Genomic DNA, 17223 nt, shown 5'->3' with positions numbered 1-17223 from the left:
TTTAATGAAGAAGCAGGAGATGTGCATGCCAAAACATCTCTTTTTTAGTCTCGACTTTTAATAATCACTGTGCAACCTTATTTATCATACATTGACATAAGTATATATTGCTCACCTTAAGAATCCTTAATGATTTCAACGCGTATTTCTTAATATTTAATTCTTATTATGTGTTTATTGGAAGTGTTGAGGAGAGTGTAGAAATGACAAAGAAACTGCTCATAATTGCAATTTGGTTCGTATTCATTTATATATTAAAGCATTTTCAGTTACTGCCACTTAATTTGAATGCACTAAATGATTTGATTTCGGCCAATAAAAATTATGCATACTTATTGTTTATTGGCCTTTGGATAATGAGACTGATATTGCTTATTCCAGGTACTACACTAATGATTTTGGGGGGAGTTTGTTTCCAACCTATTGAGGCTTTCATGTTATCAACTGTAGGCATTGTATTGAGCGAAACGTTCGTCTATATACTTTCAAAAAGCTTTGCGGGGAATAGGCTAAATAAATATTTAGAAAATAGGTACCCCGACTTTAATAATTTATTAGAAACGTACAATTACAAATTTTTAGCAATAGGCGTCATATGTCCAATAGCACCAGCAGATGTGATTTGTTTTTTGTCCGCATCTGTAGGGATTAAGTATTCAACTTACATTTTTACTGTGATTATTGCGAGTACCCCATTAAGGATTCTATATAGTTATATGGGCAGTAACCTTCATGAATATACAGTTGGTTTAGTGTTCGTAATTATTTCATTAATTTTAGTATTCGCAGCATCGATAAAAATTTGGAATTCACTTAAACAAAAACGATTAGAGCTGCATCAATAGTTTAGTTAAGAGTCTGATTTGTGTAGTCAGGCTCTTAGCTTCCTATCATTTATATTCAATCAATAGTATTGGCAAATATAGACATTTAATATATGATGAATGCAGCGAGGTGATAAAAGTGGCACGATTAAGAACGAACATACTTGAGGCTAGAGATAAAGATACGCTTGAAAACATGATTAATAAATTTTTATATGATTTACCAGAAGGGGACTTTGTCGATATTAAGTATTCTACATATACTTTTTATGATAAGCATAGTGTTTATACAGCTCTTATTCTTTATAAAATTACATAGCAAGTCACGTCTTATAGTGGAATTTCTGACAGAGAAAAAAGCCTTGATATTACATCAAGGCTTTTTTATGTGTAGTTAGCTCCGTTGCCTCACACTTATAACATTAAGCGTTTGGATAAATCATCGTAGCTGGGTCAACATATTCATTAAATTGTTCTTCAGTTAACAAACCAGAAGCAATAGCAGCTTCTTTTAATGTAGTACCTTCTTTATGTGCTTTTTTCGCAATTTTTGCTGCATTCTCATAACCAATATAAGGATTTAATGCAGTGACTAGCATTAAGGAGTTTTGCAGGTTATGATCAAGCACTTCAACATTTGGTTCGATACCAATCGCACAGTTATCATTGAATGATTTCATCGTATCGGCTAGGAGGCGAGTTGACTGTAAGAAATTATAGATAATAACTGGTTTAAAAACATTGAGCTCAAAATTCCCTTGGGAAGCGGCAAAGGCAATCGTTGCATCATTTCCAACGACTTGTGTCACGACCATTGTCATCGCTTCACTTTGCGTTGGATTTACTTTACCTGGCATAATAGATGAGCCTGGTTCATTTTCTGGAATGGTAATTTCACCGATACCAGAACGAGGGCCACTTGCTAACCAACGTACATCATTGGCAATTTTCATTAAGTCTGCTGCGAGTGCTTTTAATGCGCCGTGCGCCACGACAGCTTCATCATGACTTGTTAGTGCATGGAACTTATTTGCTGCAGATGTGAATTGTTTTCCTGTCAGCTCGCTAATTTCAGCTGCTACTCGATCGCCGAATTCAGGATGTGCATTAATACCAGTACCGACTGCCGTACCGCCAATTGCAAGCTCCTTCATATATTCAACATTATGTTTAATCATTTGCTCAGATTTACCTAGCATTGCTGACCAGCCACTTATCTCTTGACCTAAAGTCAGTGGCGTAGCGTCTTGTAAATGAGTGCGTCCGATTTTAATAATATCTTTGAAATTCTCAGCCTTTTCATCCAAAGTAGCTTTTAGTAAGCGAAGGCGAGGTAGTAAATAATCTTCTACTTTTAGTACAGCTGCGATATGCAACGCCGTAGGAAACGTATCGTTGGAGCTTTGTGATTTATTGACATCATCATTTGGATGGATGCGGTCTGATTCACCAGCGTCTTGTAAAATTTGATTTGCACGATGCGCAATAACCTCATTTACATTCATGTTGGATTGTGTGCCACTACCTGTTTGCCATACAACAAGAGGGAATTGGTCATCCCATTGACCGTTTAAAACTTCATCTGCAGCTTGCACAATCGCATTTGCCTTAATATCTGAAAGCTTTCCTAATTTATTGTTCGCAATTGCTGCACTTTTCTTTAGAATAGCCATTGCTTGAATTAATTCAATAGGCATATGCTCAGTGCCGATTTGGAAGTTTTCCTTACTACGTTGAGTTTGTGCTCCCCATATTTTGTTGGCAGGTACTTTAATTTCACCCATAGTGTCTTTTTCGATACGATAATCCATTTATAACAGCTCCTTCGATATATGTAATAAAAAAACGGATATTCTTAGTCTGATGTAAGAATATCCGTTTGATGCATGCTTATTTCAAAAAATAAGGGGGGATTCTGAAATAAACAAACTAGAGAAAAAATCTATATGATAATGATAATTGTTATCAATTAAAAAGTCAATTGTTCTGCTTAATAAATTAGATTAAATGAGAATTAATCGCAACGTGATTTGTGAGTATACTATAACTTACCCGTTTTGTCTGCTCATAAACTTTTTCACCTATGGAAATAGGGAAGAAATTATCTCTTTTTCTTCCCTAAATCTTTTGATAGAGGTTGTTTTTTCGGTATTTTTTCAAACAACACAAATACATGATACTGTCGCTCATCGATTTGAATAACATCGATTACTTTTGCCTTCCGACCTTTTAGTTGGAGGTTTTCATCCACAGTGGGAATGCGTATTAATAACTGATTTAAAATTGAGGACTTATTTTCATAAAAATGAACAACATGCATATTTACAGTTCTCCTTATTCGGTATTTTAGTCAATTTATGAGACATTGAAAGAATATAGAACTATAGATAGAGAGGGAAAGACGAATAGGAATACTTGGCGAACAGAAATAAAATATGCCTCCTAAACCTTAGGAGGCGATACTAATTCACTGCGAATGGGCGCTATTTTTTACAATGCTTTGTTATACATACGTTTTAACCATTTTCGTTGCTTCCAACTACTCACAATATATAAAAGAATGGAGAGTGCCAATAACACAGCGGATGCTTTATACACGATTGCATAATGCAAATACTTGCCAACGAAAATACCGACTAATGCTAAAACAGTTAATATGAAAATTTGCCTTTTTTGATTTTCATAGACGGAAAAGACAAATTCTCTGTACTGCAAATTTTCCTTTTGGATTAATAAGCGCTGGGGTGTTTCCACGAGATCGTATAAAGAATGAAATACTTTAAAAATCGGTAACGCATTGAGCCATTGTAATACAGACTTCCAATTATTTGAGCTTCCTTGCTTTACCCAATCAGTAAATACTGGTTTAATGATATCTAAAATTTCTTTTTCTGGATTTATGGTTAACAGTAAACCTTCAATTGTCACAAAGGAGCGGCCTAAAAAAATAAATCGTGTTGGTACTTGTATAGGAAGTAGTTTTAAAATGTCGTTCATTTCTTTTTTGACGGCGAATAAGTCCATTTCTTTTACCTTATTTACATCTAATAGGAGTACTTCCTTAAGTAGATTTTCAATGACTTTCAAATCTGCTCCTGGTAGTAAAAAACCTAAACTCTTTAATGTCTCTGCTGCTTGTGCATAATTTTTCAGAAAAATGGCCTGCATTAAATTTTGGAAATTAGCTGCATCTTTTCTTGATATTTCACCTACCATTCCAAAATCAAGAAGTACAATCGTACCATCTGCCTGTACTAAAACATTTCCAGCATGTGGATCCGCATGAAACATGCCCGCCTCTAACCATTGAGGCAAGAAGGCGCGCAATAATTGCTTTGATAAAACTTCTTTATCAATTTGATTTGTTGATAAAAATACACTATCAGTTATTCTAACACCATCTATCCAATCCATTACTAATACTTGTGATGTACTAATATCGGGATAAGCAGTAGGTATCGTAAGCTGATGGATGTCTTCAAAGCGTTCTCTGAAATGCTTCATTGTATCTAACTCTTTTTTGAAATCCAATTCACGTCCTATAACAGATTTGAGTTCATTAAAAAGCAATCTAAAATTAATAAATCCTTTTGGAATAGGAGCAAAATATTGAGCGAATGAAATAATAATGGCTAATGAACGAAAATCAGTTCGCATAATGGATGGGATGGATGGCCGTTGTACTTTAATGGCAACATTTGTTCCGTCTTTTAGCCTTCCGCGATAAACTTCTCCAATAGAGGCAGAAGCCACTGCCTTTGGCTCGATGGAAAGAAGTACATTGTCTATCGGTTTGCCCCATTCTTTTTCTAATACAGATTGAATGTCTTCCCAAGGAGAGGGAGGTACTTGATCAACTAAATCTTGAATTTGACTAATAAAACTTTTTGGCAATAAGTCTTCACGAATACTTAAAAGTTGCCCAACTTTAATTAATACACCTTCCAGCTCAAATAGTGTCTGGCGAAATTGTCGACCAAGCTTTTCCCATAACAATTCCCATTGTGCATCCGATTTTTTTCTAAAGCGATACCAATAAACTTGAATAATCATGGAAAATGCAAAGGATAGGATTTTCCACATTCGAAACCAGCTTTTCCTATTTTTCATTCTATATCCCCCAGTTTTATCAATTAGGTAATTAATAAACAATACTTAAATCATACACCAAATTTTGTTAAAAATGAGATGAATGTAATTATTTAATATTCGCGGAAGGAAGGTAGAATTCCCGCGGAAGGGAGTAGTAATTCCGCGGAAGAGAGGTAGAATTCCGCGAAAGGGAGTAGTAATCCCGCGGAAGGAAGGTGTAATTCCGCGAAAGAGGGGTAGAATTCCGCGAAAGGGAGTAGTAATCCCGCGGAAGGGAGGTAGAATCCCGCGAAAGAGGGGTGTAATTCCGCGGAAGAGAGGTGTAATTCCGCGAAAGGAAGTAGTAATTCCGCGTCTGAGGTGTAATTCCGCGGAAGGGAGTAGTAATCCCGCGAAAGGAAGGTGGAATTCCGCGGAAGAGAATTGTAATCCCGCGAAAGGAAGGTAGAATTCCGCGATTGAGAAGTAATCCCGCGGAAGGAAGGCGTAATCCCGCGGAAGAGAAGTATAATCCCGCGTCTGAGGCGTAATCCCGCGGAAGAGAGGAGTAATTCCGCGAAAGGAAGTAGTAATTCCGCGTCTGAGGTGTAATTCCGCGGAAGAGGGATAGAATTCCGCGGAAGGAAGGTGTAATTCCGCGAAAGAGAAGTGTAATCCCGCGAAAGAGGGGAGTAATCCCGCGGAAGGAAGGTAGAATTCCGCGATTGAGGAGTAATCCCGCGGAAGGAAGGCGTAATCCCGCGGAAGAGAAGTGTAATCCCGCGAAAGGGAAGTAGAATTCCGCGAAAGAAAATAAACAAGGAATTCCGCAAAAGTAAGCAGGAATTCCTTGGGGCTTTAGTGAGATGAAGTTATACTGTCTATTCGATTTATTAATTTTTGACTTGAAGTATCGAGTCCTGTTATTTCTACTTTAATTCCTTTTGCTTGAAGTAAATGTTTTACTTTATGCAAGGCACCTACAGCAGAATCATCCCATAGTCGACTATTGCTAAAATCTATAGTAACTTTAGAATCTATGCTTTCAATTTTTTTGAAGTAATGAACGAAGTTATGTGTGGCAGCAAAAAATAATGGACCTTCTATTTTGTAAATATCTCCATTTTTTGCTACTTTCAATGTTGAAATTTTTACTACAAAGAAAATAGCACTTAATACAACCCCTGCAATAACGCCTTTCGATAAATCATGCGTGTATACTACGATGATCACTGTAACTAGCATAACAATTGCATCACTAGGAGGGGCCTTCACTAAATACTTGAATGAATTCCAATCAAATGTACCGATACATACCATAATCATAACGCCTACTAATACTGGCATAGGAATTTTTACGACTAAATCCCCTAAAACGAGAATTAAAAAAATTAAAAATAAACCAGCTACAAGGGTTGAAAAACGCCCTCGTCCACCAGACTTTACATTAATGACAGATTGACCAATCATCGCACAACCAGCCATTCCTCCAAAAAATCCATTAATGAAATTAGCAATACCTTGTCCTCTCGCTTCTTTATTCTTTTCACTTTCCGTCCCAGTCATGTCATCCACGATTTGGGCAGTTAATAAAGATTCGATTAGACCGACGATGGCTAATGCAAGCGAATAGGGGAATATAATTTTTAATGTTTCAAACGTGAACGGCACATTCGGAATGGCGAATGTCGGTAGCGTTTGCGTTATAACACCTAAATCACCAATTGTTCGTAAATCAACGCCACTATAAATCGCGATAGTAGTTAAGACGATGATTGCTATAAGTGGTGCTGGTATTACTTGAATATAACGTGGTAAAGTATACAAAAGTAATAGTGTCAATGCGACAAAGATATATGTCATGGTAGACATTCCAATAATTTGAGGGACTTGTGCTAAAAAGATTAAAATAGCTAATGAATTAACGAAGCCAATCATTACAGCATTGGGAATGAATTTCATTAATTTTGCTATTTTTAACATACCAAAAATTAGTTGAATAATGCCTGTTAAAATTGTGGCAGCTAGTAAATAATTTAGTCCGTAATCTTTTACTAATGGGGCTATTACAAGGGCCATTGCGCCTGTAGCTGCTGAAATCATACCAGGTCTACCACCGACAAACGCGATTGTGACAGCGATACAAAAAGATGCATATAACCCTACCATTGGATCAACGCCAGCGATGATAGAAAAGGCAATGGCTTCTGGGATAAGAGCAAGTGCTACGACAATGCCTGCTAATAGATCGCCTCGGATATTTCCAAACCATTGTTGTGTTAAACTTTGCATGATGTACTCCTTCATATGAAATTCTTTGAGTATCATACCATTCATATTCCCAAAATGGAACCTTTTTGAGACAATGTAAGGAGGAAAATTGATGATTTTCGGTTATGTACGACCTTTATATAATGATGAAACGTGTGAAGAACAGTTAAAAGTTATATCTGAAAAATGCCAAACTATATATCGTGAACCGCATGCTTCACCTAAAAAGCGACATCAACTAGAAGAAATGCTGATGGCAATACAACAAGGGGATACGATTATAGTTGAACGAATGGTTGCACTTGCAGACACGACAAGACAACTACAAGATATCCTTAACATTTGTGAAAAAGACAGCGTAAGCATTCAATTTTGTAATGAGTCTATTTCTAATAATCAACCTTTAACATGTACATTACAACAAATGATGAAACATTATATTCAATTCCAAACAGATGTTGCAAAGCAGTCAGCTCTAATCGGCATTGCCAATGCAAGAGAGCAGGGTAAGACAATCGGTAGACCGAGGAAACCAGATGTAAACATTCAAAAAGCTATTTCGATGTACCATTCGGGAAATTTCACATTACATGATATTAAAAATGAAACAGGTATTAGTAAATCAACATTATACAGATCATTAGAAAACTCTGATGAAAATCGCTAATTAGTGCCTAGTTTTAGTATTTTATTTTATGCATAACACATTCTATTGAATAGATAGGAGTGGTGGCATGAAAGATGTAAGTTACTTACAAATAGCAATAGAAACAGTCATAACTTTTTTTGTCCTTCTTGCATTAACACGTTTTTTAGGAAAAAAACAATTAAGCCAACTTACGTTTTTTAACTATGTAACAGGCATAACAATTGGCTCCATTGCCGCTAATATGATTGTTCTTAGTACAAAAGATTACACAAAAGATTTACTGAGCTTGGTCATATGGTGTTCGTTAACAACACTTATTGGCTATATAAGTCTGAAATCCGGAAAAATAAGGATGATTCTTGATGGTCAGCCTACAATCGTAATAAAACACGGCAAAATCGATAAAAAAGCATTGAAAAGGACAGGCGTCAATATCGATGACTTAACAATGATGATAAGACAATATCAAGTTTTTTCGATCGATGAAATCGATTTTGCAATACTTGAACCGAACGGCACGCTGAGTATTCTGAAGAAACCTCAGTTTCAAGGCACACAAAAGATAGACCTAAACATTGCACCTAAAAATCCACCGTTTTTACCTATAGAAATAATATCAGACGGCAAATTATTAAAAAGAAATTTATTAGAAGTAGGAAAAAATAAAGAATGGCTAAAAAGGGAATTATCCAAAGTAGGAATTAAAAATGTCGAAGAAGTATTTTATGCGGAAATCCAATCAGATGATAAATTATTCATACAAAAATTTTAAACCAGAACTCACTGTAAAAAAATGTGATTCTGGTTTTATTTTTTTATTAAATCATTAAAATATATCGCTATTATTCTTATACAAATATAGAAATATTTTAAATAATTTTACATTATATTGATATAAAACCTATAAACAACGTCTTAATTTTCTAAAAAAACAATAAAAGTATATAGTTTTAATCTTTTATTTTTGATATTTCTGACAAAAAAATATATAAAATTGTAAAAATAAGTATCCTTATTCACTATTATTGTGTTTATGCATTCATTTATGCAAGATGAAATCTATGTTTCTAATAATCTAAACTGTATAAAAATTAAAAATAATGTCGAGTTGAGTCAATTTTTCATTTTCTTTATACTGTGAAAGTAATTATTGGAGAGGAGAAAATATCATGCGTAAAGAAGTTACAATTATTGGGGTACCTATGGATCTGGGTCAAACTAGAAGAGGGGTAGACATGGGACCGAGTGCTATTCGATATGCTGGATTAACAGATCGACTTGAAGGGCTCGGCTATGCGATTGATGATTTAGGGGATTTGAATATCGAATTCGTAAATAAAGAAGAAAAGATAGACACAACAACAAACTTAAAAAATTTAAAAACGGTAGCGGATGCTAATGACAAGCTTGGTCAAAAAGTAGATCAAGTCATTTCCTCTAATCGCTTTCCTTTAGTTTTAGGAGGAGATCATAGTATTGCCATTGGAACATTAGCAGGTGTTTCGAAACATTATGAGAATTTAGGCGTTATTTGGTATGATGCCCATGGTGATTTAAACACAGGTGAAACATCTCCCTCTGGAAATATTCATGGAATGTCTTTAGCGGTAAGCTTAGGTCTAGGACATCCTGCACTTACGAATATTGGTGGTTATGCGCCAAAAGTAAAGCCAGAAAATGTAGTAATTATTGGTGCTCGTGATTTAGATCCAGGAGAGAAAAAGCTTATTAAAGAAATTGGCATTAAAGTTTATACGATGCATGAGATCGATCGTTTAGGTATGACGACAGTAATGTCAGAAACTATTAATTATTTAAAAGAACATACAGATGGTGTTCATTTATCTTTAGATTTAGATGGCCTTGATCCAAACGATGCACCAGGAGTAGGCACACCAGTTGCAGGAGGCATTAGCTATCGTGAAAGTCATCTAGCTATGGAAATGCTATCAGAAGCCAATATTATCACTTCGGCAGAGTTTGTAGAGACAAACCCAGTATTAGATCAGTATAATAAAACAGCTATAGCTGCGGTCGCTTTAATTAGCTCTTTATTTGGCGATACATTACTTTAAACAATGGATTGGGGAAAAACAATTGGCTGATAAGGAAGAACTTTTTTAGTAAAATGAGGTCGCGACAACCAAATTTAAGAAAATAGCTCTCCCTAATTGTAGTTTACAATAGACGGAACGAATGCTCTAGACTATTTAAGTACTTTTCTTTGTCAGAAAATTGACTGTTCACAAAATAGATGAAATTTTTAAATTACTTCTATTAATATTTATCATCATTATCTTTTGGCACTTTAAAAAGAAAGTGCTTACATGATAATCGTGTAAGGGGTTATTTTATGGCAACAGAACAACATGAATTAAAAAGAAGTATGAAAGCTAGACACTTATTTATGATTTCACTAGGAGGATGCATTGGAACTGGCTTCTTTCTTGGATCAGGTTTTACTATAAATCAAGCTGGGCCAACTGGTGCTATTCTTTCTTATTTAGTAGGCGGGTTAGTAATGTATCTAACGATGCTTTGTTTGGGTGAATTGTCTGTTGCTATGCCAGTATCTGGGTCGTTTCAAACATATACGACGAAGTTTATTGGTCCTGCTACTGGCTTTGCCGTTGGGTGGCTTTATTGGCTAGGGTGGGCAGTTACAGTTGCCCTCGAATTTTTAGGGGCTGGACAACTTATGCAAAGATGGTTTCCTGAATCACCAGTATGGATGTGGTGTTTAATATTTGGTGCCTTGCTCTTTTTATTAAATGGTTTATCAGCGAAAGCATTTGGTGAAGCAGAATTTGTTTTCTCTAGCATAAAAATATTGGCTATTATTATGTTCCTAATTGTTGGAGGAGCAGCTATGTTTGGCCTTATTGATATGAAAGACGGAACCAGCGCTCCATTCCTTACTCATTTTTATGAGCATGGGCTATTTCCAAATGGTGTAACAGCATTATTAATTACAATGATTACGGTGAATTTTTCATTCCAAGGGACAGAATTAATTGGTATTGCTGCTGGGGAAAGTGAAAATCCAGAAAAGACAATTCCTAAATCTATTAAACAAACAGTTTGGCGTACATTGTTCTTCTTTGTCCTATCTGTTGTCATTCTTGCCGCGATAATTCCAATGGATAAAGCAGGTGTTGTTGAAAGTCCATTCGTAGTTGTACTGGACAGTATAGGCATTCCTTATGCAGCTGATATTATGAACTTTGTTATTTTGACTGCTCTATTATCGGTTGCAAACTCTGGTTTATATGCGGCAACACGTATGTTGTTCTCGCTATCTGTTGAAAAAATGGCTAGCCCTGTTTTAGGGAAAGTGAATAAAAGAGGCATTCCGATGAATGCATTATTAATTACACTTGCTGTAGCTGGTTTATCACTATTATCAAGTGTATTCGCTGCAAAAACAGTGTTTGTTTGGCTATTATCTCTAGCAGGTTTAGGCGCTCAAATCGGTTGGATTGCGATTACAGCATCGCAAATTGCCTTTAGACGTTCATATGTTCGTCAAGGTGGTAAAGTGGAAGATTTAAAATTCAAAGCGCCACTATATCCACTCGTGCCAATTTTAGGCTTAGTAGCGAATTGTATTGTTATGGCAAGCTTAGCCTTTGATCCGTCGCAACGATTAGCTCTATATTGTGGAGGCGCATTCTTCATCGGCTGTTATATCGTTTATTATGTAAAAGTGAAGAAAACGAAGGTAATAAAAGTAAGCCAACAAGAAGTACAGTTAAAATTAGACCAAAAAATGTTTCTTTAAAGGACAAGAGTAGCTGCAATAATGTGGCTACTCTTGTTTTATTTAGGTTTACAAAAGACGTTACTTATAAAAAAATGTTTCAAAAATAAGTAAATTAATTTATCGTTTTTCGATAAAAAAACATTGAAATAGAATAAAATATCATTTATTCTTCATACAAGTAATGATAAATTTTTTCGTACTTAGTTACATGAGGTGAATGTATATTGAAAAAAATTTTTAAAGACTTAGTGTATTTTACGTACCATCAATCCTTATCTTGTATTTTTCCTGTTGTCATATTTGTTACGCTTGCGCTGTCAAAAGTTATCCATTTACCACTTTCAAGATATGATTTTATTCTCGTTATTTGTCTTTTGACACAATATTTGATGTATAAATTTGGTCTAGAATCTAAAGATGAAATAAAAGTAATCTGTTTGTTTCATATAATTGGTCTTATACTAGAATTATATAAAGTGAACTTTCATTCTTGGTCCTATCCAGAAGCGGCGTGGTCAAAAATTGGTGGTGTGCCCTTATATAGCGGCTTTATGTATGCAAGTGTGGCAAGTTACATTTGCCAAGCTTGGCGTAGGTTTGATTTGAAGATTATGAATTGGCCAAGAAGTTATATTGCCATTCCGTTAGGAGCTATGATTTACTTAAATTTCTTCACACACCATTTTATATATGACTTTAGATGGCTGCTAATAGCTTTACTTTTTCTCGTATTTTCTCGAACAGTTGTTAAATTTACAGTACGACAAAACATTTATAAGATGCCTATTGTTGCATCATTCCTTTTAATTGGGTTTTTTATTTGGATTGCCGAAAATATTGCAACATTTTTTGGTGCTTGGTCATATCCTAACCAAGAAATGGGATGGACGATTGTTCATTTCGGAAAAATTAGCTCTTGGTTTTTACTTGTCGTCATTAGTATTATGATAGTCGCACAGCTAAAATTATTTTACCGTGAGCAGTGAAGAAATTGTTTTGCAAGCGTTATAGGAACTGCTAAAGCGATAAGTGTAAACCTAATAACACAGGATGAAAAATTTACGTTGTACCCATTCGTTTTCATCAAACTGTCCCTTTTTTAAAGGACTATCCTGCTATAGACTCGCTATAGAAGTAAGCAAATTATTATACTTGTTAAATAGGGAGAAGTGATAAGGATGGAAACAAAAATTCGTATGGGGAAAAGAACATTTACAGATGAGGGACAAATCAATCTTTTTTTACGACAAGCTCAAACCATTTTTCTTGGGTTAGTGGATGACAACATGCCATATGTAATTCCATTGAATTTTGTATTTAAAAATGGAAACTTTTATATTCATGGCGCAAACGAAGGAAGAAAAATTAATATTTTAAAAAATAATACGAATGCATGTATTACAGTATGTGAAATTTACGGAACTATCGCAGATCCAGTTCCTGCGAATACTGATACGGCTTATATGAGCGTTATCGCCAATGGAAAAGTTGAAATTGTTACGGATTTGGATGAAGCAACAGCAGCAATGCAAGAAATGCTTGATAAATATGTCCCGAATTATTATGAAGTCGCTTTATCGAAAGCGCATGTCGATAAATATATATCTTCTTTAGGTAGTAAAACGGTGGTGCTAAAAATAAAACCAATTACTATGACCGCAAAAGAACATAAAGGTGATGAACAAATGAAGTTTTATCCTGGAAGAAAGGTAAAGCAAGATACAAACCGATAATATATTATTACGCCAGCTAAAGCATAGAACATTATAGCCGCTACAACTGGAAGCGAACAAGCAATCCATTATATTTCCTATCTACAAAAAAATGCATTATAGTAAATATATTCTATTACATTTAGGAGGATAAGATGGGGAGATTAGTTCATTTTGAAATTCATGTAAGTGACATGGAGCGAGCAAAGGATTTCTATGGCAATATTTTTGGATGGTCATTTGAAGATTGGAGTGACTACGCTGGCATGCCGTATTTTGGTGCAGTAACAGGTAGTGAGGATGAACTTGGCATAAATGGTGCTTTAATGCAACGGCAAGGTCCCCCTCCAGCACCAAATCAAGCGTTGAATGGATTTGCTTGTACAATGGGTGTGGAAAATTACGATGCAACAGAAGCAAAAATTATGAGCAATGGTGGTAAGGTAGCCATTCCTAAATATGCTCTTCCTGGAATGGCATGGCAAGGATATTATACAGATACTGAAGGCAATGTATTTGGTATTCATCAGCCTGATAAAAATGCAAAATAACAAAGGTTAGTTGATAAAATCCCATATGATGTAAAAAGTCTTCTAGCCTACAGCTAGGAGACTTTTTTTATCGAATGGTATCGGACGTAGTAAAGTAAAATTAGTTAACTATAGGTGTGTTGTCGTTTAAAGGATTATATGCAACTGATATTATGGTGTCACAATCTTCGTAAAACCTTGACGAGAATAATTAAATAACTTATTATGGACGTTAATAATTAACAATGATTGGAAAAAGTAGCGAATGTGATTTACTTACAGAGAGATGATGGCTGGTGAAAATCATCGTAAAGGAATCGTGAACTCGTGCAGGAGTTTTTATACTGAAAAAAGTAGGTATAAACGGCAACTACCGTTATAGTCAAAGTGAGCATATATGCTAATCAGAGTGGTACCGCGGATAACTTCGTCTCTATATTTATTAGAGATGGAGTTTTTTTATTTTAGGAAATAATGACAAGGGGTGGGAGAAAGAATGGACATAACGAAGAAACGCATTACAACGATAGGGCTGCTAGCACTTATTTTATCAGCGTTCTTGACGGCAATGAGTCAAGTATTTTATGCCAAGCAAGTACAAGAAGTACCAGCATTTTTATTTACAGGTATTAGTTTTTTTCTGACGTCATGCTATTTTGCATTTTTTGCACGTACACATAAAAAACCTTATAAATGGCAAGGGACAATCGGCTATGTATTGAAATTAAATGGAGCGTCCGTTCTAGCTTTTATGTGTTTTTATTTTGCATTAAAATATGTGGAATCAGCTATAGTCAGTGCACTTGAGATGGGTATCGGTCCATTATTTGTCCTAGTTCTGGCGGTCATTGCAAAGGAATCAATTCCAAGGTCACAGTGGTTAATTGCCATTGGCACACTGATTGCGTGTAGTGTACTGATTGTCGCTGTACTTAGCGGAAGCTCAGCAGTCAAGTTGGACATAACAATGCCTGTCATCATAGCTTTAATAGCGAGTATTAGCTGTGGGGTTGGTGCTGTTTTATGCACCGTATATTCAAAAAAATTAAATGAGGCTGGCTGGACAACTTCTATGATTTTAGCAAATCGTTATTATGGCATAATTTTATTATCTTTTTTAGCTACATACGATGAATTTTTAAAGTATTTCTCAGGAAATATTGTCTGGATACTTGCTGTTACAGCAACGGGTGTCATGCTTCCAATGTATTTATTGCAAATAGGTATTCGGAATTGTTCTCCTTTAATGGTGATGATGAGTTTATGCTTTGTCCCAATATTCACTTTTTTCTTCCAATTATTTGATTCTAGGCTTACGTGGTCGCCTATTTCTTTAATAGGTATCATCTTATTATTCATAGCTGGTATTATTAGTTTGTATTTAGAAAGAAGGACCGTTTCAGAGTAGCATCAGCGAGTTATACTATCATGAAGGAGGCAATACAATGTATTTAAAATCATGTAAGGTTTTACAGGACAACATAGAGGATAAACGACAATATCCTTTTAATATACCCAGTTTGCAGAATTTACAGGAGCTTGAGTTTCCAACGAATGTGACATTTTTTGTTGGGGAAAATGGCTCTGGGAAATCAACACTTCTGGAAGCAATTGCGGATCGCTGTGATTTTAATACAGCAGGTGGTGGACGGCAAAACAGTTATGAAGTACATAAAGCAGAAGCTGCGCTAGGGGACTATATACGGTTATCGTGGTTGCCTAAAGTTTCTAATGGCTTTTTTCTACGTTCAGAAACGTTTTATCAATTTGCAAGCCATATCGATTTGTTAGAATATCATCCTAATAAGTATGCTGCATTTGGAGGTAAATCCCTACATCAACAGTCACATGGGGAGTCCTTTTTAGCGCTATTTATGAATCGTTTTAAAGGTAAGGCGATTTATTTACTTGATGAGCCAGAAGCAGCTTTATCACCTACAAGACAACTGAGTCTTCTTAAAATAATGAAGGATTTAGAGCGTGAAGCCCAATTTATTATTGCCACACATTCACCCATTTTACTCGGTTATCCGAATGCTACTATTTACAGTTTTGAAGAAGGAGGGATTGAATCCGTCCGATACGAAGACACTATACATTATATTGTAACGAAGAGATTTTTAAATGCTCCGGAAACCATTTTTGCAGAGCTATTTAATGAGGAGAGAAAAACATGAATCAACGGAAAGGTTTAGTAATGCGAGAAATACGACTAGATGAGATGGCCCAATCCATCGATTTGTTAAATTACGTATTTCAAATGTCTATGTCTATTCATAAAGATCGTCGTTTCGTTAATGCCAAAAGTAAACAGTTTGACGAAGGGCATGCTTTTGGGTGGTTTGATGGCTCTCAACTAGTATCACAAATTTTAAATTTACCTTTTCAAATCAATGTACATGGGAAGTTTTATGAAATGGGTGGGATAACGGCTGTTGGCACGTACCCTGAATATTCTAGACACGGCTTAATGGAAAGTCTCATTATCAAGTGTCTAGAACAAATGCGTGAGGAAGGACGGTATATATCTTACTTATTCCCTTACTCTATTCCATATTACCGCAAAAAAGGCTGGGAAATTATGAGTGATATTGTGGAATTTCAAGTGAAAGATACACAACTTCCTCATTATGGTGGTTTAAATGGCAAAATTCGTCGTGTCGATCCTAAAGATAAAGATGTTGTTGCAATTTATGCACGTTATGCAATAAAGACACATGGTGTAATGGTGCGAAACAGCATAGCCTGGAATGAAAAATTTCAAGAAGATTTTTGGGAAGAAAAATTTATAGATAGTGATGTCAAACTGCAGGCAGCAGTCTATTATGATGAGCAAGATGAGCCTCAAGGCTATATGTTCTATCGTATTATGGAAGAAAATTTTTATATTGATGAAATCGTTTATTTACAGGAAGAAGCTCGAAAAGGGTTATGGAATTTTGTCTCAGCACATAGCTCGATGGTTTACAATGTATATGGCAAAACGACGGGCAATGAAGCGGTAGCATTTTTACTTGAGGATAGCGAAATTATTCAAAAAGTTTCTCCTTATTTTATGGCGCGTATTGTGGACGTAAAGGAATTTCTACTGCGGTACCCTTTTGTAGGGAACGATTTTCAGTTGCGCTTCGCTGTAAGCGATCGTATTGTAGCTTGGAATAACGGTACGTTTGTCGTAACAGTACAAAACGGAGAAGTAGCAGTTGATAAGATTAGTGAACAACTGTCCGAGAATGCTATTCAACTGACAGTTCAAACATTAGCGACGATGCTACTTGGGTATAAACGCCCTAGCTATTTGGAGAAAATTGAACGGTTACAAGGTGAAGCAATGGAAATGGCGCTTTTAGAAGTAGTATTACCAGTAGGAATCCCAACGTTTATTGATTATTTTTAAAAGAAT

The 17223-nt window shown here is 35.5% G+C and carries 16 protein-coding genes and 1 other annotated feature; of the genes, 12 read left to right on the top strand and 4 right to left on the bottom strand.

Annotation, left to right across the window (positions count from 1 at the left end):
- Positions 1-203: 203 nt before the first annotated feature.
- Entirely contained in the window at positions 204-845 is a 642-nt protein-coding gene (locus ACIQ1H_RS07490; protein ID WP_402887728.1) for a TVP38/TMEM64 family protein, read from the top strand.
- A 118-nt stretch (positions 846-963) separates the two neighbouring features.
- Complete coding sequence (locus ACIQ1H_RS07485) at positions 964-1143, top strand: sporulation protein Cse60 (protein ID WP_172771265.1); 180 nt, start codon at positions 964-966, stop codon at positions 1141-1143.
- A gap of 103 nt (positions 1144-1246) precedes the next feature.
- Here the strand turns inward: ACIQ1H_RS07485 and fumC are convergent, their stop codons facing one another.
- The 4 genes from fumC to ACIQ1H_RS07465 form a co-directional block, all read right to left on the bottom strand.
- Positions 1247-2635 carry a class II fumarate hydratase gene (gene fumC / locus ACIQ1H_RS07480; RefSeq protein ID WP_402887726.1) on the bottom strand — a complete coding sequence of 463 codons (1389 nt, stop codon included), beginning with the start codon at positions 2633-2635 and terminating at the stop codon, positions 1247-1249.
- A gap of 290 nt (positions 2636-2925) precedes the next feature.
- Entirely contained in the window at positions 2926-3144 is a 219-nt protein-coding gene (locus tag ACIQ1H_RS07475) for a hypothetical protein (protein ID WP_172771267.1), read from the bottom strand.
- Between the two features lie 170 nt (positions 3145-3314).
- A complete protein-coding gene (locus ACIQ1H_RS07470; protein WP_402887724.1) occupies positions 3315-4934 on the bottom strand; it encodes an ABC1 kinase family protein in 1620 nt (539 codons plus the stop codon).
- A gap of 819 nt (positions 4935-5753) precedes the next feature.
- The gene (locus ACIQ1H_RS07465; RefSeq protein ID WP_402888570.1) at positions 5754-7190 is read right to left on the bottom strand and encodes a SulP family inorganic anion transporter; all 1437 of its coding nucleotides are present in this window, start codon (positions 7188-7190) and stop codon (positions 5754-5756) included.
- 88 nt (positions 7191-7278) lie between these two features.
- On the opposite strand from ACIQ1H_RS07465, the gene ACIQ1H_RS07460 reads away from it, so the two are divergent.
- The 10 genes from ACIQ1H_RS07460 (at position 7279) to ACIQ1H_RS07415 (ending at position 17217) form a co-directional block, all read left to right on the top strand.
- Complete coding sequence (locus ACIQ1H_RS07460; protein WP_402887722.1) at positions 7279-7833, top strand: recombinase family protein; 555 nt, start codon at positions 7279-7281, stop codon at positions 7831-7833.
- A 67-nt stretch (positions 7834-7900) separates the two neighbouring features.
- Positions 7901-8587: a DUF421 domain-containing protein gene (locus ACIQ1H_RS07455; RefSeq protein WP_402887720.1), complete on the top strand. Its 687-nt coding sequence runs from the start codon at positions 7901-7903 to the stop codon at positions 8585-8587.
- Positions 8588-8984: 397 nt separating this feature from the next.
- A complete protein-coding gene (gene rocF / locus ACIQ1H_RS07450; protein ID WP_172771271.1) occupies positions 8985-9890 on the top strand; it encodes an arginase in 906 nt (301 codons plus the stop codon).
- Between the two features lie 278 nt (positions 9891-10168).
- Entirely contained in the window at positions 10169-11596 is a 1428-nt protein-coding gene (locus tag ACIQ1H_RS07445; protein ID WP_402887718.1) for an amino acid permease, read from the top strand.
- Between the two features lie 203 nt (positions 11597-11799).
- A complete protein-coding gene (locus ACIQ1H_RS07440; RefSeq protein ID WP_402888568.1) occupies positions 11800-12564 on the top strand; it encodes a DUF817 domain-containing protein in 765 nt (254 codons plus the stop codon).
- A 192-nt stretch (positions 12565-12756) separates the two neighbouring features.
- Positions 12757-13311: a pyridoxamine 5'-phosphate oxidase family protein gene (locus ACIQ1H_RS07435; protein ID WP_402887716.1), complete on the top strand. Its 555-nt coding sequence runs from the start codon at positions 12757-12759 to the stop codon at positions 13309-13311.
- Between the two features lie 134 nt (positions 13312-13445).
- Positions 13446-13841, top strand: coding sequence for a VOC family protein (locus tag ACIQ1H_RS07430; RefSeq protein ID WP_402887714.1), 396 nt, complete (start codon positions 13446-13448; stop codon positions 13839-13841).
- A 215-nt stretch (positions 13842-14056) separates the two neighbouring features.
- Positions 14057-14258, top strand: a binding site (T-box leader).
- Between the two features lie 58 nt (positions 14259-14316).
- Positions 14317-15228, top strand: coding sequence for a DMT family transporter (locus ACIQ1H_RS07425; protein ID WP_402887712.1), 912 nt, complete (start codon positions 14317-14319; stop codon positions 15226-15228).
- Between the two features lie 37 nt (positions 15229-15265).
- On the top strand, positions 15266-15997 hold the full coding sequence (locus tag ACIQ1H_RS07420; RefSeq protein WP_402887710.1) for an AAA family ATPase: 732 nt from the start codon (positions 15266-15268) through the stop codon (positions 15995-15997).
- On the top strand, positions 15994-17217 hold the full coding sequence (locus tag ACIQ1H_RS07415; RefSeq protein WP_402887708.1) for a GNAT family N-acetyltransferase: 1224 nt from the start codon (positions 15994-15996) through the stop codon (positions 17215-17217). Before ACIQ1H_RS07420 ends, ACIQ1H_RS07415 begins: the two co-directional genes overlap by 4 nt.
- Positions 17218-17223 lie beyond the last annotated feature (6 nt).

The sequence above is a fragment of the Lysinibacillus sp. NPDC097279 genome, from assembly GCF_044761745.1.
Taxonomy (GTDB): Bacteria; Bacillota; Bacilli; order Bacillales_A; family Planococcaceae; genus Lysinibacillus.
This window is presented reverse-complemented; position numbering and strand designations above follow the sequence as displayed.